At 64.7% G+C, this 17,614-nt stretch carries 11 protein-coding genes, 1 tRNA gene and 1 other RNA gene; 2 read left to right on the plus strand and 11 right to left on the minus strand.

Features of this window, described 5'->3' with window-relative positions; genetic code table 11:
• Window positions 1-66: 66 nt before the first annotated feature.
• Window positions 67-2,247, minus strand: coding sequence for an LTA synthase family protein (locus tag CAP13_RS01365; RefSeq protein WP_085829877.1), 2,181 nt, complete (start codon window positions 2,245-2,247; stop codon window positions 67-69).
• Between the two features lie 466 nt (window positions 2,248-2,713).
• Between CAP13_RS01365 and CAP13_RS01370 the strand changes: the two genes are divergently transcribed.
• Window positions 2,714-3,604: an ROK family protein gene (locus CAP13_RS01370; protein ID WP_085829878.1), complete on the plus strand. Its 891-nt coding sequence runs from the start codon at window positions 2,714-2,716 to the stop codon at window positions 3,602-3,604.
• Window positions 3,605-3,847: 243 nt separating this feature from the next.
• On the opposite strand, the gene CAP13_RS01375 is transcribed toward CAP13_RS01370, so the two are convergent.
• The 8 genes from CAP13_RS01375 to CAP13_RS01410 form a co-directional block, all read right to left on the minus strand.
• Window positions 3,848-4,615, minus strand: coding sequence for a tyrosine-protein phosphatase (locus CAP13_RS01375; protein WP_085829879.1), 768 nt, complete (start codon window positions 4,613-4,615; stop codon window positions 3,848-3,850).
• A gap of 172 nt (window positions 4,616-4,787) precedes the next feature.
• The gene (locus CAP13_RS01380) at window positions 4,788-6,650 is read right to left on the minus strand and encodes an ABC transporter ATP-binding protein (protein ID WP_085829880.1); all 1,863 of its coding nucleotides are present in this window, start codon (window positions 6,648-6,650) and stop codon (window positions 4,788-4,790) included.
• Window positions 6,647-8,422 carry an ABC transporter ATP-binding protein gene (locus CAP13_RS01385; protein WP_085829881.1) on the minus strand — a complete coding sequence of 592 codons (1,776 nt, stop codon included), beginning with the start codon at window positions 8,420-8,422 and terminating at the stop codon, window positions 6,647-6,649. Before CAP13_RS01385 ends, CAP13_RS01380 begins: the two co-directional genes overlap by 4 nt.
• Window positions 8,423-9,084: 662 nt before the next feature.
• Window positions 9,085-9,178, minus strand: an RNA gene (ffs, locus tag CAP13_RS01390) — signal recognition particle sRNA small type.
• 316 nt (window positions 9,179-9,494) lie between these two features.
• Entirely contained in the window at window positions 9,495-10,394 is a 900-nt protein-coding gene (gene tadA / locus CAP13_RS01395; RefSeq protein WP_085829882.1) for a tRNA adenosine(34) deaminase TadA, read from the minus strand.
• A gap of 107 nt (window positions 10,395-10,501) precedes the next feature.
• A tRNA-Ser gene (locus CAP13_RS01400) sits at window positions 10,502-10,591 on the minus strand.
• Window positions 10,592-10,709: 118 nt separating this feature from the next.
• The gene (locus CAP13_RS01405; RefSeq protein ID WP_245798852.1) at window positions 10,710-12,800 is read right to left on the minus strand and encodes an acyltransferase family protein; all 2,091 of its coding nucleotides are present in this window, start codon (window positions 12,798-12,800) and stop codon (window positions 10,710-10,712) included.
• Window positions 12,801-12,936: 136 nt separating this feature from the next.
• Window positions 12,937-13,488, minus strand: coding sequence for a LemA family protein (locus CAP13_RS01410; RefSeq protein WP_179184880.1), 552 nt, complete (start codon window positions 13,486-13,488; stop codon window positions 12,937-12,939).
• Window positions 13,489-13,695: 207 nt separating this feature from the next.
• On the opposite strand from CAP13_RS01410, the gene CAP13_RS01415 reads away from it, so the two are divergent.
• Window positions 13,696-14,256 (plus strand): TetR/AcrR family transcriptional regulator, encoded by a 561-nt coding sequence (locus tag CAP13_RS01415; RefSeq protein WP_085829885.1) that lies wholly within the window; start codon window positions 13,696-13,698, stop codon window positions 14,254-14,256.
• Between the two features lie 211 nt (window positions 14,257-14,467).
• Here CAP13_RS01415 and CAP13_RS01420 read toward each other — a convergent pair whose 3' ends face one another.
• A complete protein-coding gene (locus CAP13_RS01420; protein ID WP_085829886.1) occupies window positions 14,468-15,709 on the minus strand; it encodes an Nramp family divalent metal transporter in 1,242 nt (413 codons plus the stop codon).
• A 12-nt stretch (window positions 15,710-15,721) separates the two neighbouring features.
• Window positions 15,722-17,569, minus strand: coding sequence for a magnesium transporter (locus CAP13_RS01425; RefSeq protein ID WP_085829887.1), 1,848 nt, complete (start codon window positions 17,567-17,569; stop codon window positions 15,722-15,724).
• Between the last annotated feature and the right edge of the window lie 45 nt (window positions 17,570-17,614).

The raw sequence follows: 17,614 nt of genomic DNA on the forward strand, positions 1-17,614 counted from the left end.
CGCCCGCGAACCATGTCGCAGGCGCGGCCGCACGCGCACTCATGCGCCGATCTGCAGGTAACCTCGCTAGTCGCGCTTCGCCGCCCCGTTGGGCGACAGGTTCGGGTTCGTTTCATTGGCCGCCTGCTGCAGCACCTTGGCGTACACACTCGTGCCGTCACCGAACAGCTCCAGGAACTGCAAGGTCGCGAGGTCGCTCCGCGCTGTACGCAGCGATTCACCGAGTGTCGCGTCGCTTGAAGCACTGGCCAGGTACCAGCGCTGATTCTCATCCTCGAAGCCTGTCGCGTTGATCGCCGGGATCACCTTCTGCAGCTCGATATGGGCCTTCTGGTAATCGGTCATCGGCGCGCCGATCAGGTTCATGAGCGAGGCGCTCAGGTAGTTTGTCGAGAGGTCCACGGTTGAACCCGTGCTCCGGCCGGCGATATCGTAGTTCGCCCAGATGATGTAATCCGTCTGCCAGAGGCGCTCGGCGTGCGTCGCTTCATCCTCTCCGGTGAACCAGGCATCGTTGTAGGTGTTGGGGAAGAATGGCTGGTGGTCGCCGAAGAAGACGAGCACCACCTTGCGATTCATCGTCCGAAGGCGGTTGATGAAGTAGCGCAGGGCGTCGTCGGACTCCTTGATGAGCGAGAGGTACTCGTCCACATCAGGGCGGCTCATCCCGTCGATGGGGTAGGTCTGCTGCTTGTCGGCGGGCAGGAGGCCTGTGTCATAGCCCGAGTGGTTCTGCATCGTCACATCGAAGATGAACTGCGGATCGGCGTTTGAATCAAGCAGGTCGACGATCTTGTCGTACGTGGCGCGATCGGTGACCATGCCGCGCAGCGTGTCGGAACCCTGGAAGTCGTTGATCGAGAGGAACGAGTCGAACCCGAACTGCTGGTAGACGTTCTCGCGGTTCCAGTTGGTCGCATGGTTGGGGTGCATGGCCGTGGTCGTGTACCCCATCTCCTTGAACTGCCGGGCAAGATTCTCCGTACGTGAGAGATCGTAGATCGTGTACGGATACACCCCGGACCCGAGGTTCGACATCGAATTCCCGGTCAGGAACTCAAACTCGCTGTTCGCGGTGCCGCCGCCGTAGGCCGAGACGTACAGGCGACCGCGCTGCAGGGTGTCGCTCAGGCTCTTGAAATACTCAGGACCCTGGTAGTTGGCATGCATGTTCTGGTAGATGGAGAGGTCCGCGAAGGTCTCGTTCATGACGGCGATGACCGTGGGCTTCTCCTCGTCGAACTGTGCGGTGGCAGCTGCGCGCTCAGAGGTCGCCCCCTCGTCGGCGTCATAGGCCGCCGCGTACTCGGAGAGCAGCTCCTGGGCCTTCTCAACCGTGTAGCCGTGGGGCTTCCGTGGCGCGATGGCTTGGGCCGACGAGATAAAGCAAGGCAGGAAACCCTCGCGATAATAGCTCTCGAGGGGTCGCCAGGTGTACACCTGTATGCCGAGGTCGTTGTAGTAGTCGATGAGCGTGACATGCGCGGTGAGCCCACCGAGGCAGGCTACGCCCACCAGCAGGTTCACCACCAGGCGCCTCCGGGAGAACATATCGCGCTCGGGCCGTAGGATGCCGGCGACCTGACAGAGCACCATGCCCACAACCGCGAACGCAACTCCGTAGAGGCAGTACGACGAGAGCAGGTACTGGTACCCTGCGCTCACGGCTGCAGCGGTTGAGAGCGCAGAGAGGTCACCCGGCTGGATGGGCTGGGCCTTGAAGGTGATGATGAAGTACTGTGCGATACCGATGGCGAGGAAGACGACCACGAATGCCGCGGGCGCGGCTCCCCGGCGTTGCACCAGGAAGAACAGCCCCATGAGTAGGGCCGCGATGAGCCCCCATTCCAACAGGAGGCAGAGCGGATACATGTTCTGCACCTCATGGTTGGAGGGAACCTCGAGTGCCAGCACGGCGAAGAGGGCCGCCAACAGCACGAGGACAACGCTGATCACGAACGGATACGGAATTCGAGCGAGCGCTGCGGCGACGCGTCGGCGGGAAACGCTAAGCAATACGGCGCCGGAGAGCACGAGATTGAGGATGACGGCCGCCACCGGGTCATCAGCCACCAGGCCAAGGGCGGCGTACACGCCAATGAATGCCTGGATGACCGCGAAAACGCCTCCCCATACCATGCCGACCGTCGGCACGGGCTCGCCGGTATGCGCACCCGCACGGCGCAGCCGCCACGCGCAGAGCACCGTCGCCACGAAGGCGACAAGGGAAATGATGGCCACGAGCATGCTAGACTCCCATGCGTTGATTCATATACGCTTCCGTCTACGGATAGAAACGTCCTCATGACAATACCCGCTTATGGTAGCCGAGGCACATCCCAATTTCACCTGCAAAACCTTACAAAGCGGTCATCTACATGATCGGTGAGCGCGCGAGAACGCGCACGCGCCACAGAAAACGACCATAGCCCCATGGGGCTCCGCACCCAAAATCAGCCAGAAGCCGACGCCTGCGGCGTGGGGCCTACAGCTTGGGGCACCAGAGCGCCCTGACCTCAGAACACCTCGCCGTCAACGCCCTTGTCATCGCCAAGCGACCGCCAGAGGGCACCGACGGGGGCGTTGCGCCTCGGCGAAGCATGACTCTGAACAGCATTTGTCAGTTGTCGTCAATCTCAGTTCGAAACAACGTATGATGGGCATGTTTAACAGGAGAGCATGACCTGTATGCCCCATTGGAAGGGAGCTGCTCATGGATCAACAGCTGCTGGGAGCCCTTGAGGCCGGCGGTACGAAGATGGTGTGCGCGACGGGATACGCCGACGGCAGTATCGCCGCATGCACCGAAATCCCCACCACCACGCCGGAGGAGACGACGGCCGCGATCGTCGCCTGGTTCGAGGACAAGGGCATCGCCGCCCTGGGTGTGGGCGCCTTCGGCCCCACCGCCGTCGACCCCGCCTCCAAGCACTTCGGGAAGATCCTCGAGACCCCGAAGACCTCCTGGCGCTATTTCGACCTGCTCGGGAACCTCGCCGCCCCCTTGAACGTCCCTTTCGGCTACGACACCGACGTCAACGCCGCCTGCCTGGGCGAGGCCACCTTCGGTTGTGCGCGCGGCCTCTCCTCCGTGGTCTATCTCACCATCGGCACGGGCGTGGGCGCCGGCGTCATGGTGAACGGCCAGCTCCTGCACGGTATGCTGCATCCCGAGGGCGGCCATGTGCTCGTGAGCCGCGACCCCCGCGACACCATCGGTGAGCACAGCGGCTGCCCGTATCACGACAACTGCCTCGAGGGCCTCATCGCCGGCCCAGGCGTGAAGAAGCGCTGGGGAGGCAAGCGGGCCAGCGAGCTCGCCGACGATCCTGAGGCCATGGACCTTCTCGCCGGGTATCTCGCGCAGGCGCTGACGACCTACACGCTCTGCTACTCGCCGAAGAAGATCATCATCGGCGGCGGCGTGGCGGACCACACCCCCATCGTGCCCCTTGCCCGCAAGAAGGCCGCTGAGCTGCTGAACGGTTATCTCGTCACCCCAGAGCTCGAGGACATCGACACCTACATCGTCAACAACAGCCTCGATGGCGAGCAGGGCATCAAGGGCTGCCTGGCGCTCGCCCACCGGGCGCTCTCCGCGTAATCCGAGGACGCTCTTCTCGACTGCCGCGACGCAGCGCCGCAAACCGGTGCCGGGAACGCCCGATCCGCAGGACAGCAAAGATTCCGAATAGCGCGGATGAAATCAGGTCGACCCTCCGATGTGAAGGGTCGACCTGATTCTTCTTCATTTTCAATCGGAGACTCACGCATTCAGGGGGCGAGCGCCTGCAGGCCTTCGGCAATCCGTTAACCCGTCTTCCATAAACAGCCAAACAGAGCAGGTTTATGCGCGACCCCGAAGACGCGCGGTGAGGCGGTCGAGCAGCTGCGGCTCGCAGCCGGCCTGCTCCTCAAGGTAGGCGCGCGCCGAACCGTAGTGCTCCCTCAGGTACGCGAGGGTCTGCTCCATCTCAACCGGAGCCGCTTCGAACAGGCACCGGGGCATCCTCCGGCGCAGGAGTATCGAAGCGCCCACGCGCTGAGCCCCGAGGCTCCGGCCCATGAATCGGTTGGTCGCCTCGTAGTCGGCGATGATGTGCGCGTCATCCACCCCGGCCATTCCCAGCAGCAGCATCGCGATGACCCCGGTGCGGTCTTTTCCCGCACGACAGTGGAACAGGGTGCAGCCCGGACTGTCGAGCGCGGTCATGACCTGGGCGATGCTCTCCGCGTCCTCATCGAGCATATCGCGGTAGACATCATGCATGCGATCGGGGAACGGCCCGGTCAGACCATTGGAGTTCAGCTGATCGAGCAATGGGACGCTCACGTACTCGACACCGGGTGCCGGGCGCTTTGAGAACGGGTTCGGCCAATGGCGCAGCTCGAACGCGCTTCTGAGGTCGACCACGCGCGAGAGGCCGTAATCGAGAAGCATCGCGCGGCCGCGACGGCGCACCCGGCTCAGCGACGCCCCGCGCAGAAAGGCGCCGAACGCGGTCTTCCCCTCCCGGCCCTCTTCGTCGACAAAGGGATATCCGCCCAGGTCGCGCACGTTGCTCGCTCCGCGCAACGGCAGCTGTGCGGGGGTAAACTCAACAGCTCTCGACATGCGGCCCCTAACGCCTGGCGGCAACCGGTCCCTGAGACTTCCGACACTTCACTATACCGATTGAATATGATGCACCTCTGACTGCACCTTTCGCCTTACAAAGGGCTTGCAAATCAACGGTTATTTCATGGATTTATGTCGTTTACCGGTCATTGAGCGCACTGAACCGCCTTCAACTCTCAGACCCGGCGAACTGCGCCTCGTACAGGCTCGCATAGAATCCGTGCTGCTCAAGCAGGTCCTGGTGCGTCCCCCGCTCGATGATCGCGCCGTCGCGCATCACGAGGATGCAGTCGGCCCCCTGGATGGTCGAGAGCCGGTGGGCCACCACGAAGCTGGTCCGTCCGCGCATGAGCTCATCGAAGGCGGCCTGCACCTGCGCCTCGGTGCGGGTGTCGATGGAGCTCGTCGCCTCGTCGAGCAGCAGGATCGCAGGGTCCGTGAGCATCACGCGGGCGATGCAGAGCAGCTGGCGCTGGCCTTGGGAGAGCGAGCCCCCATCCTCCGCGACGAGCGTGTCGTACCCGTCGGGCAACGTCTCGATAAAGCCGTCTGCGTGGGCGCGCCGCGTCGCCTCCACCACCTGCTCGCGCGTGGCATCGGGCTTGCCGTAGGCGATGTTGTCGTGGATCGTCCCCTCGAAGAGCCAGCTGTCCTGCAGCACCATGCCGAAGCTGCGCCGCAGGCTCTCCCGTGTGAGGCTGCGGATATCGTAACCGTCGAGCGTGACCGCGCCCGCATCGACATCGTAGAAGCGCAGGAGCAGGTTGATGAGGGTCGTCTTGCCGCAGCCGGTGGGCCCCACCAGGGCGTAGCGCGCACCGGGAGCTGCGCTGATCTCGATATCGGTGAGGAGTGGGCGGTCCTTCACATAGGAGAACGCGACGCGGTCGAACCTGACCGCGCCCTGCAGGTCCCTGATGGCGAGGGCATCCGCGGCGTCGGGGCGCTCCTCGGTCTCATCGAGCAGCGAGAAGACGCGTGCCGCACTCGCCACAGCCGTCTGAATCTGCACGATCACGCTGGTGACCTCGTTGAACGGCTTCGTGTACTGATTTGCGTAGGAAAGGAAAACCTGGACGCCGCCCACGGTGAGCGTCGAGGGCCAGCCGGTGATCACCGCGAGGCAGCCGATGACCGCCACCACCGCGTAGATGATGTTGTTGATGAAGCGGGTCCCGGGGTTCGACAGCGAGCTCAAGAACTGCGCCCGCTCCCCCGCCGTGTAGAGAGCGCGGTTGAGGTTGTCGAACGCCTCCTCGGCACGGCCGCCGTATGCGAGCGCCGAGACGAGGCGCTGATTGCCCACATACTCCTCGATATGGCCGCCCACCTGGCCCAGGATGCTCTGCTGCGCGGTGAAGCTGCGGTTTGAGAACCGCGCGATCGCCGAGGCCGCCGCGATGGAGAGCGGTGTCACAAGTACCACCACCACCGCCATCGACACCGACAGGCTGAGCATGAAGATGAGCGTGCCGACGATCGTGACGACACCGGTGAAGAGCTGGGTGAGCCCCTGCAGGAGCCCATCGCCCACGAGATCGACGTCGTTCACCACGCGGGAGATGAGGTCGCCGTGCGGGTGCGCGTCGATGAACGAGATCGGCATCCGGCTGATCTTCTCGCTCACCTGCACGCGCAGGTCGCGCACGGTCACATACGCGAGGCGGCTGATGAGGTAGCCCTGGGCCCACTGGGTGAGGGCAGCTCCCGCCACCACGGCCGCGAGCTCGACCAGGAGAGGCCAGAGCTCGGTGAAGGCCACATGGCCCGCAGCGATGATGAGGTCGATCCCCCGACCGATCAGAATCGGCACGTACAGCTGCAGCGCCACCGAGATGAGCGCCGAGAGGAACGAGAGGACGAATGCTGCCAGGTGCGGGCGGATGCAGGCGATTAAACGCCGGGTGACCTCGCCGGTTGGCATCTCAGGGGCGCCGCCCGGGCCTCCCCCGTTCGCATCATCACGATGGTCGCGGTCCGCCGCGCTCGCGGTCACCGTTGAGACGGATCCGGTTGAGGCATAGGGGTTCATCGGGCATCCCTCCCTGCATCGCGACCTGCATCTGGTGCGTCCAACCCTTGCGAGCGGCAGATCTCGCGATAGACGTCGCAGGTCTCGAGCAGCTCGTCATGGGTCCCCAGGCCAACGGCGCGGCCGCGGCGCATCACGCAGATGAGGTCCGCGTCGCGCACCGAGGAGATGCGCTGGGAGACGATGACCGTGGTGAGCGGCGTTGACGAGCTCTGCGACCGGGCACGCACCGCCTGGCGGAGCGCCGCATCGGTGCGCATGTCGAGGGCGGAGGCCGAGTCGTCGAGGATGAGGATGCGCGTCTTGCCCACCAGCGCACGGGCGATGGTCAGGCGCTGGCGCTGCCCGCCGGAGAAGTTCTTGCCGCCTGCCTCGACGGGGGCATCGAGGCCCTCCGGTAACTTGCGCACGAACTCGCCGGCCTGGGCGGTGTCAAGGGCAGCCCACAGAGCGTCATCGGATGCGTCGGCGTCCCGCCAGGTGAGGTTGGATCGGATGGTGCCAGAGACGAGCGCCGCTGCCTGGGGTACCAGACCGATCACATGGCGCAGCTCCTCGAGCTGCCAGGAGCGCACATCCCGCCCCAGCACCTCAACGATGCCGGAGGTGGTGTCGTACAGGCGCGGCAGCAATGACACCAGGGTTGATTTGCCGGATCCCGTGCCGCCGATGACGCCTAAGGTCCCTCCTTGCGGCAGCTCGAACGTGACGCCGTCCACGGCGGGGCTCGCGGCAGCACCGAAGGCGAACGTGGCATGATCGAGGTGAAACGCCGGCGCCTCAGGGGTGATCTCCTGCGCGGCGGCACCCTCAGGAGAGGTGATGCTCGGCTCGCAATCGAGCACCTCGATGACGCGCGTCGCGCTCGCGCTCGCACGGGTGAAGACGATGACCAGGTTCGCGACGTACACCACCGAGAGCAGGGTCTGCGTCATGTAGTTGACGAAGGCGACCACATCGCCCTGGGTGAGCCGCCCCGTGTCGACGGCGATGCCACCCTGCCAGAGGATCACGCAGACACCGAGGTTCATCACGAGGAACGTGGCGGGGTTGAGCAGGGAGTTCAGACGGCCCACGACGATGGAGAGGCGCGCCTGGCCGTCAGCAGCCTCACGGAACCGCGCGCGCTCGTGGTCCTCGCGCACGAGGGCCCGGATCACGCGGGCGCCGGAGAGGCTCTCGCGTGTGAGGAGGCCGATGCGGTCGAGCATGCCCTGGATGCGCCGGAAGAGCGGGACCGCACGCGACATCACCCAGCAGAACACGGCACCGATGAGCGGCGCGGTGACGATAAACACCAAACCGAGCACAGGGTCGATGAGCAGGGCGGCGATCATGGATCCTACGGCCAGGAAAGGCCAACGGATGAGCTGGCGGATGGCAAGGGCCACCGCGAGCTGCAGTTGGTTCACGTCGTTGGTGATGCGCGTGATGAGCGAGGGGGTGCCGAACCGATCGATCTCCGTGTAGGCGAACGCGTTGATGCGGGCGTAGAGGCTTCGGCGGACCTCGGTGCCGATGCCCTGAGAGGCGAGCGACGCCATCTTTTGGCAGATCAGGGCGAATCCCATGCCGATGACGGCCATACCGAGCAGGACGGCGCCGTAGCGCATGACGACCGTGAGATCGCGCTGGCCGATGCCCTCGTCGATCATCCGCGCGATCACCAGCGGGGTGAGCAGATCGAAGACGACCTCGATCAGCTTGCACGCCGGGCCGATCAGCAGGTTGCGCCGAAACGGCCCCCCGAAGCGCCTCAAGATCTCGATCATATGGCCCTTGACCCCCGGTCCGCTGGTCTCGGATGCATTCCGGCCCATGATACCGCAGGGTTAGGAGGGTTGCCTGTTTGCGGAGCTGTGAGAATTGCAGCGAGCGGGCGTTGGCATGAGCGTGTTGCCATGCGGACGCGCGGCTGGCGCGGGCGATCCCATCCCCCATAAGCCCGAGACAGGTTGACACGGATACAGCCGCAAGCGGATTTGCATTTCTTTGAGCTATGCATAGGCCGACGGCGAGACAATAAGTAGCGACTTTAAATGACCAGTTCAGACATGGTGCATTTTCTTGAGTTCTGCATAGGGCAGGTCATACCTCGGCCTATTGCGGGCGAAATCTATGCACAATTCGAGAAAACGCAAAACGAAGCCGACCAAAACACGCGGGGGAGCCAACCAACAACGCTTTGGTCCCGCATACCAATGCCCGCAGGCAAAGGCTCGCGCTCAGGAGATCCCGCGGGCCCAGGGGATCGCGCTCCAGGGGCCTCGCGGAGCCAGAGGCCGTGCTCAAGATGACACGTGAAGCAGAGCCTCGCAGGCTGCAGAGTTCAAGGACAGGACCCGGGAATCGAAGGATCACAGGCCAGGGGCACAGGTCGTGAAAATCGAGGGCGACGGCAATGAAGTTCGAGCGCCATGAAAAAGCCCCGTGCGCTCAATGGGAACGGATGCCCGTCAGAGGCTCCTTATGGCTGCTTCCTTCCGGACCTGACCAGATTCGGAACATATCGTCATCCGAACCCATTGAGCGCGCGAGGCGCGTTCCTCATGATACCCTGTCCGCCGCCGCACGTCGAGGACCGTAACTGAGCAGCACATCTCCCGCCATCCGGGGAGAGCGCCGCGGAGTCCTTGCTGACCGTCATGCGCTGGGAACATCTCCGTTATCCGAAGGAGAGCACCGCATGGTCGCCACGATGTTCTCCACGGCCGAAGCATCTCCCGATATCTGGGAGGAAGAATGCGCTACACCATGGGCCGCATGAGCTCTGAAACGCCCCATCGCTCGCCAGCGCGCCGCCAGCACGTTTCCGCCACCGATCACGCGATCCGCGTCCACAGGTCAGCGATTGAGCAGGTACGCCCGGATCGCTGACTCCCCGGCGCAGCGGAGGTTCACGCGCGTCTCCTCCGGCGTGAGGGCCCGCTCGAGCTGCATGGGCTCGCGTACGGCCGGGATGACGAGGTCCACACCAACGCGGTACACGTCACCGAGCTCGACGCCGCGCCCGCCGACGATCGCGANATCGGCGATCGGCAGGCAGGAAACCACAGCGTCCGGTGCCGTTCCGCGGATCCCCTCGGAGATCCAGGCGCCCACCTGGGCGCTCGTAACCGATCCCTTGAACGAGTCCGCCGCGATGAGGACGCACGGGGCAGGGCGCATATCCGGGCTGCTGGCAACCGCACCATCGCAGTCCAGCTCGCCCGTTTCCTCTCGATGGGCCTCCGCGCGCGCAGCGGCGTGCTCGGCATCTACCTCGGTCATCGGCGCCATCCTGTCTCGACGCGCACGGAAGAACTCCCGCAGCTCCGCCGCACACTCCTCGCCGAGCACCCCGGCGACAACCGGGAACCGGTGATTCAAACGGGCGTCGCCATGCAGCCGGTACAGGGAGCCGAGCACCCCTGCCTTGGGATCGGCCGCCCCGTACACGCATCGGCCGATGCGGGCGTTCACCATGAGGCCGGCGCACATCGCGCACGGCTCAAGCGTGACATACACGGTGCAATCAGGGAGGCGCCAGCGGCCGAGCGCGCGGCTTGCCGCCGTCAGAGCTGAGAACTCCGCATGCGCCGACGGGTCGGCATCAAGCTCGCGACGGTTGTGCGCCCGCGTGATCACCGTATCGCCACAGACCACCACGGCGCCGATCGGGACCTCCCCCACCGCGGCAGCGGCCCGGGCTTCGGCGAGCGCCTCGCGCATGAACCGCTCATCCCTCTCGCGCATATCAGCCATCGCGGCTCCTCAGTGGAATTGTCCGCCCCCCAACAGGCCGGTAAGGCCTGCAGCGGTACCCGGACGGGTCTATGAATACGGTGTTGAGAGGCACGGTCGCCAAAATATGGCGGAGAGAGGGGGATTCGAACCCCCGAGACGCTCACGCGCCTAACGGTTTTCAAGACCGCCGCATTCAACCGCTCTGCCATCTCTCCATCGCGCCTAATCATACCATCACCGCACGCGGATCATCGGCATCTCCGCGACCGCCGAAGCGGCAGCGGCGCCCCGCACCGCCTCTGCCGCGAGAACGCCATGGCCATCGAGCCCCTCCTATGAGCCGTCCTTCGAACGGCTCAACGACGCATCGGCCTCCTGCACCAGCCTATCGCCCACCGCCGCCGACGTCCCGTCGAGGAGCTGCTGGGCGGAGGCGGGCACGGGGTCGGTCCAGCCCTCGCCCATGCGCAGCGGCAGCACGTCCCAGATCGCATCTTTGATCAGACCGATATATTGCTCCGCGCCCGACTCGTTCAGATGCGTGCCATCCCCGTCGAAGACGTCGTTCTTGCCCTCGCTGTATGCATGCCAGTCGACGAGCCGCACATTCTGGTAGCGGGCCGCGGCATCCCGGAGCGCGGCGTTGGTGTCGTCCACCCATCCGCGGGGGCTCCTCGTGGTGACGAGGGCAACGGTACGTTTATCGCCGACCACGCTCATCAGCTGATCGATCTGCTCACCGGTGACCAGGCCGTTCGTGCCGAGCGCGATCACCACGACGCCGCCCACCCGGCCCTGGTCGACATACTCCTTGAGGAGCTCCGTGCCCGCCCCGAACTGGCGGCTCACCTGGGCGTCGATCTTGCCGTTGGGGAACGCCTGCTCGAAGTAGGGCACGGTGCGCACCGAGACGGAATCGCCGATCATCAGGACGTCGTACGCGTCCGCGGCATACGCCTGACCGCCTTGCCCGGTATCCGGGGCGGCGCCCTCCTGGAGAGCGGCCGCACCCTCGCGGCTTAACGCCGAGGTCTCAGGAACCACCGCGAGCGCCACCCCGGCCGCGATGAGAAGGACGACGAAGCTGCCAGCCGCAACGACGCGTCCTGGGCCGAGGCGACGCAGGGCGCCCGCCTCGCCTCCCGGCATCCGCTTTGCGATCCACGCGCTCAGGGGCGCTGTCTTCTTCGCAGCGCTCATCCGTGCCCGGTCAAAACCGCCCCGAAGCGCGGCGAGCGCCTGGGGGCGCTCCGGGGGCAGCGCACTGGACGCAGGGCGCTGCGCCTTTCGCTTCTCAACCTGCGGGACCTCGCCCTCGGGTCCGCCCCCGCGAACCACGGCGATGAACTTCTCGAACGCCCCGTGCCTGAACGGCGTCTCGATGAACCGGTACGAGAGCTCGGCCACCGCGAGCACGAGGGCAAGCTGCAGCGGCATCGCCCACCAGGGCTTGGCGCTCACATCGCTCGACGGGTTCAGGAGCAGGAGGATCGGGTAGTGCCACAGGTAGATACCGTAAGATCGCGTACCGACCCACCTGAGCGGTGCCGCGCTGAGCCCGCGCTCGAGCACGCCGCCGCGACGGACGGCGCCGACGATCACCAGGGCGGTCAGCACCGTGCAAAGCGCCATGCCACCGCGATACGGGAAGGAGGTGTAGCCGTTGCTGAAGATGAACAACGCCACCAGGCCCGCAAGGCCGATGACACCGCCGATGTCCATCGCACGGCCCGCCGCCCCACGGGCCCCATCGATGAGACGCGGCGGGAAGAAGGCGAGCCACGCCCCTAGGAGCAGGGAGAATGAGCGGGTGTCCGTGCCGTAGTAGAGCCGACTCGGATCGGTGGCGGGGTTGTAGAGCAGCGCCATCGCCACAGCGGATGCGACGGCGGTCACGAGTACGGCGCGCCTCATCCCGCGATGGCCGACGCCCATCTGGTAGAGTCCCATGAGCAGCGGGGGCCAAATCAGGTAGAACTGCTCCTCGATGGCGAGCGACCAGAAGTGGGTGAGCGGCGACGGGTCGCCCAGGGCGTTGAAATACGACACGTCGTTGATGATCTGCCACCAGTTGTTGAAGAAGAGGATGCTCGGCAGGATGTCGGGACGCATCTTCGTGAGCATCACCTGGTTGAACAGGGCGCAGAGCACGATAGTAACCAGAACGACGACGAAGATCGCGGGTAAGAGGCGACGCGCGCGCCGCAGGTAGAATCCCTTGAAATCGATGCGGCGCGTTCTGGCGATCTCGTTGAGCAGCAGGCGCGTGATGATGAAGCCCGAGATCACGAAGAACATCGTGACGCCGAGCAGCCCCCCGCGCATCCAGGGCACGTTCACGTGGTACAGCACGACCGCGATGACCGCTATGGCGCGGATGCCGTCGAGCGCCGGAATATAACGTTGCTTTTTCGTTGCCTTCACGATCAATCCCTCAAAAACAAAATCGCCCGCGCGTTCCTGCTTGCTCAGGGCGCGCGGGCGTGTGCCCGACCTTGGTTCTCTCACTACCCAAGCGATACGCCCTCCTCCGGGCCACCGCCCGGGCAAGCGGGGGGGCTTAAAACTTGACCTGAGGCGCCGTTCGGGCCGCCTCGGACGCCTCGAAGCCCGAGCGCTCCTTGAACTGGAAGATTCCCGCGAAGATGTTGCTCGGGAAGGTCTGGATGGCGTTGTTGTAGTTGAGCACGCAGTCGTTGTAGCTCTGCCGCGCGTAGCTCACCTTGTTCTCCGTGTCCTCGAGTGTTCCCTGGAGCTGGCTGAAGTTGGCGTTTGCCTTGAGCTCGGGGTAGGCCTCGGCCACGGCGAAGAGCTGGCGAAGGGCGCCGGTCAGGACGTCGTTCGCCTCCATCTTCTGCTCAGGCGTGGAGGCGGATACTGCGGAGTTGCGGGCGCGGATGACCGCGTCCAGCGTCTGCTTCTCGTGAGACGCGTAGCCCTTCACGGTTTCCACGAGATTGGGAATAAGGTCATTACGACGCTGAAGCTGCGTGTCGATGTTCTGCCATGCGTTGTCGATGCGATTGCGCAACGTCACCATGTTGTTGTAGATGCCCGCGACGGCGCCGATGATGGCTACCACGATGACGATACCGACGATGATAGGGATCATCATGCAATCCAATCTCTTGATCGGCGCGCTCCGGCTCAGCGCGTCCATGTACGCCCAGTATACCCCCGCTCACGGCCCCAACCCGCCCGATCGCGGATTACCCTCGGAAACGGAGCATGAGCTCTCGTAATTTACATTGCCGAACGAGTGTCTCCCTGAGATAATTAAACCGCTGTGGTTTCTGTTTTTAAACAAGGAGGGGGTCCCATGGATCTGCGAATTCAGAAAACGTACCGCGCCCTAAACAGCGCATTTACTGAACTCCTCTCGCGCTCCCCGTACGAGAAGATCAGCGTCGCCGCACTCTGCGATGAGGCGATGATCCGGCGCACGACGTTCTACAAGCACTTCCGAGATAAGAACGATTTCTTCGCCTTCTACATAGACAGCTTACGGGCGACGATCCTCGATCTCGGGCCGCTCCCCGCCGACCGGAGCGAGCGGGACTTCGCCGCCGAGCGCCACGAGATCCTGCATCGCCTGACCGGTATCCTGCTCCGCAACGGCAGCCTGATGGACAACATCCTGAACAGCTCAATGTTCGGCACGATGTCGAGCGTCATCTGCGATGCGGTGGCGGACGCTCTGCGCGAGCGCAACGGCATCGACCCGGCTGAGAACCCCCAAGAGAGCAGCGCAGCCGAGTTCGCCGCCGGTGGGACGGTGCGCCTGCTCCTGAACTGGTGGGGCTCCGAACACGCCGCCGAGACCGAGGACGCCTTCGTCGAGGAGGCCAGCGGCCTGCTCGGGCAGATCATGGAGGCGTGAGACCTTGGGCAACGTCGGATTCATTCTTATCCTCGCCGCGACCTGCGGCCTCGGCGCCGGCCTGTACTGGTTGCGGAATCGCCGAAAGTAAGCGCGAAACGGGCTGCACCGGTTGTGATGCGGCCCGTTTTTCAACACCTCACCTCAGGCGCCCGGAGAGCTCGGGCACCTGGCCCCTCATTCCTTTGAGAAGCCCATCTTGAAGGTGTTGTTAGTATCCCATCGCCTGAAGGGCGAACATCACCACGGTGAGCGCCGTGATCACCACGATGGTGACCCAGGTGAGGATGTTCCAGACGCGGCCGTTGCGGTTCACGCCCATGATGTGACCGTCCTGGGCGATGAGCACCTGGAACACGAGGAGCACGGGCAGCAGGACACCGTTGATGACCTGCGAGCCCATTAGTATCTGGAACAAGTTGACCCCGGGGAGGATCACGAGCACCGTCGACACGACGATGATCGCCGTGATGATTCCGCGGTAGATCGGGGCCTCGCCCCAGCTGCGGTCCGCGCCGCGCTCCCAGCCGAAGGCCTCGCAGACCGCGCTCGAAGTCACCCCGGGCAGGACGCAGGCCGCAAGGAAGCTCGCCGCAACGAGGCCGGCCGAGAAGAGCACCGTTGAGAACTGCCCCGCGATGGGCTCCAGCGCCATGGCGGCGTCGGCTGCGTCGGAGATATGGACCCCTGCCGGGAACAGCACCGTGCCCGTCGTGACGATGATGAACCAGGCGACGATATCCGCGAGGACCGCTCCCGAGATGGCGTCGATGCGCTGCAGGACGAGGTCGTCGGCGTCGGCGTTCTTATCGACCACGTTGCTCTGCGCGAGGAAGATCATCCATGGCGCGATCGTGGTGCCGATCGTAGCCACCACCAGCGATATGTAACTCGGATCGGCCTGGATCCCCGGGGTGATCGTGGCGCGACCGACCGCACCCCAATCGGGACCCGCGAGGAAGGCGGCCACCACATAGGCCACGAAGACGCTGCTGATGACCAGAAGGATCTTCTCGATGCGGCGAAAGCTGCCCGACATGGTGAGCATCCAGATGAGGATCGCCGCGAGCGGCACCGACACCGTCGCCGGCACGCCGAACAGGGCGAGGCCGCTCGCGATGCCTGCGAACTCCGAGATCGTCACCGCGATATTGGCCACGAGCAGGGCGGCCATGGCGATGGCGCTGCGCCGCACGCCAAACTTCTCGCGGATGAGCGAGGCGAAGCCCTTGCCGGTCACGCAGCCGCACCGGGCGGCCGTCTCCTGCGTGACGATGAGCAGCACGGTCATGACGGGCAGCATCCAGAGCATCCCGTACCCGTAGTTCGCGCCCGCGCTGGAATAGGTGGCGATACCGCCGGCATCATTGCCCGAGAGCGCCGCGAGCAGACCGGGGCCCATCGCGCCGAGCACCGCGCCGATCGTCAGCTTGCGTTTGGTCTCCTTCTTCATGAGCGCACACTCCTATGCGCCGGCCAGCGCCAGCAGCGCTGAGGTCGATGCGACGGAGAACAGGACCGCGGCCACCGTGGTGGCTGTGAGCGAGAGCGCAGTGCCCGAGGTCTCGAGATCATGGTCATCGCGCCAGAAGAGGACCTTGAGGTAGAAGACCGCCGTCAGGAAGCTCATGAGCGTGACGGCCGCTGCGATGAGCGCACACCAGTGGAAAGCCTGGGCCGCGACACTCGCGGGATCGCGGAAGGCGAACGCGCTGACAAGCTGGGCGCACAGGTACACCACCGCGGCGAGTGCGATGCCCATAAGGGTGTTCTGCACGGCAAAGCCCAGGAAGGGTTTGGTGTCGTCATCGGGATGAACGTACTCGAGGAAGTAGTTCTTCACAAAGGAGACCATGCGGGCCGCCGAGAGAAGGCTGACCGGCATGAAGGCCATCGGATAGATGAACAGCAGCTCGCCCGGGCGCAGGTGCCCGAGCACCGCGGCGATACAAGCGCAGGCGGCGGCCCAGATGATCAGCCAGAACTGACGCTGAGCGAACCAGGTGATCGCGTGCGCGCTCTCCCCGGTGGTGTTATCACCCGCGCCGACACCGGCGATCTTCAGGTCCTCAGCGTGCTCCTCGGTCATGACATCCATGGCGTCGTCGACCGTGACGATGCCGAGGATGTGCTGGTTCTCGTCGCATACGGGGATGGCCGCGAGGTCGTACTTGGCCATCTCCTCGGCGACCTCCTCCTGATCGAGGTCAGGGGCGACCCAGACCACATCTTTGAAGGCGAGGTCGCGCAGGCGCTGCGTGTTCTCGGCGACGATGAGCGCGCGCAGGGAGAGCACGCCGGTGAGCGCACCCGACGAATCAGTGGTGTACACGTAGTAGATGCTCTCGAAATCGTCGTCGAGCTCGCGGATCGCCTCGACGGCGTCGGCCACGGTCGCCGTCGCCGGCAGAGCAACGAACTCGGAGGTCATGATACGGCCTGCCGTGTCCTCGGCATAGCCGAGCAGGGTTCGAATGGCCTTCTCCTCCTTGACCCCCATGAGGCGGAGCAGCTTCTCAGCCTTCTCGTAATCGAGCTCGTCGATGATCTCGGCGGCGTCGTCAGGATCCATGAGCGCGAGCATCGACGAGGCGTCGGTGTCGGAGAGGCCCTCGAGCATCTCGGAGCGGATGTCCTCGTCGTCGAACTCCGAGATCGCCTCGGCCGCTTGAGCGGTGTCGAGCTGCGCGAAGACCTGGCCGCGCAGCCGCGGATCGAGCTTCTCGATGATGTCGGCGATGTCCGCCGGGTGGAGCTCGCCCAGGGTCTTGTGGGAGACGGACAACTTGATCTGCTTGATGCTCCGCTCGAGCAGGTCCATGTAGCTCCATGCGATGATGTCCTCGGACAGGGGGTGGCCGAGGGCACGGGCGATGCGGGCCACGACGCGCTCGAGGAGCGGGCTGATCGCGCGCAGCAGGCCGCGGGCGCCCACCTCGGCGCCCAGCAGGCGGAGCTGGTTCTCGCCGGAGCTTGAGAGCTTGATATCGTTCACGCGCACGACCTTCAGGCCCTGTGTGTCCACGATCTGCTTGTTCATGATGTCCCGCGCGAGGAGAACCTCGTCGGGCTGCAGGTAGGAAAAGCGGATGTCGGTGGCGGGACCGTTCAGCACGACTTTATTGTCATCGACATGGTCGACGTATTTCCGCCAGCTGATCATGAAGGGCGTCTTGCCGGGACCTCGGAACGCGAGCGACGTGACATGCGGGAAGACCTCGCCGGTCGCGATGCCGAGGTCATTGACGACGCCAATCTTCTGGCCAGTGGAGTCAATGACGGGAAGGCCGAGCAGCTCGGAAAAGTAGTTCATGGTGCTCCCTCTCGGGTTTCATATACAGAACGTGTGCGCACGACC

Source organism: Collinsella vaginalis (genome assembly GCF_900176655.1).
GTDB lineage: Bacteria > Actinomycetota > Coriobacteriia > Coriobacteriales > Coriobacteriaceae > Collinsella > Collinsella vaginalis.

Excerpts from the sequence above, each read along its gene's own strand:
- CAP13_RS01365 (WP_085829877.1), bottom strand. The coding sequence starts at position 2,247 with ATGCTCGTGGCCATCATTTCCCTTGTCGCCTTCGTGGCGACGGTGCTC.
- CAP13_RS01370 (WP_085829878.1), top strand. The coding sequence starts at position 2,714 with ATGGATCAACAGCTGCTGGGAGCCCTTGAGGCCGGCGGTACGAAGATG.
- CAP13_RS01375 (WP_085829879.1), bottom strand. The coding sequence starts at position 4,615 with ATGTCGAGAGCTGTTGAGTTTACCCCCGCACAGCTGCCGTTGCGCGGA.
- CAP13_RS01380 (WP_085829880.1), bottom strand. The coding sequence starts at position 6,650 with ATGAACCCCTATGCCTCAACCGGATCCGTCTCAACGGTGACCGCGAGC.
- CAP13_RS01385 (WP_085829881.1), bottom strand. The coding sequence starts at position 8,422 with ATGATCGAGATCTTGAGGCGCTTCGGGGGGCCGTTTCGGCGCAACCTG.
- CAP13_RS01410 (WP_179184880.1), bottom strand. The coding sequence starts at position 13,488 with ATGATCCCTATCATCGTCGGTATCGTCATCGTGGTAGCCATCATCGGC.
- CAP13_RS01415 (WP_085829885.1), top strand. The coding sequence starts at position 13,696 with ATGGATCTGCGAATTCAGAAAACGTACCGCGCCCTAAACAGCGCATTT.
- CAP13_RS01420 (WP_085829886.1), bottom strand. The coding sequence starts at position 15,709 with ATGAAGAAGGAGACCAAACGCAAGCTGACGATCGGCGCGGTGCTCGGC.
- CAP13_RS01425 (WP_085829887.1), bottom strand. The coding sequence starts at position 17,569 with ATGAACTACTTTTCCGAGCTGCTCGGCCTTCCCGTCATTGACTCCACT.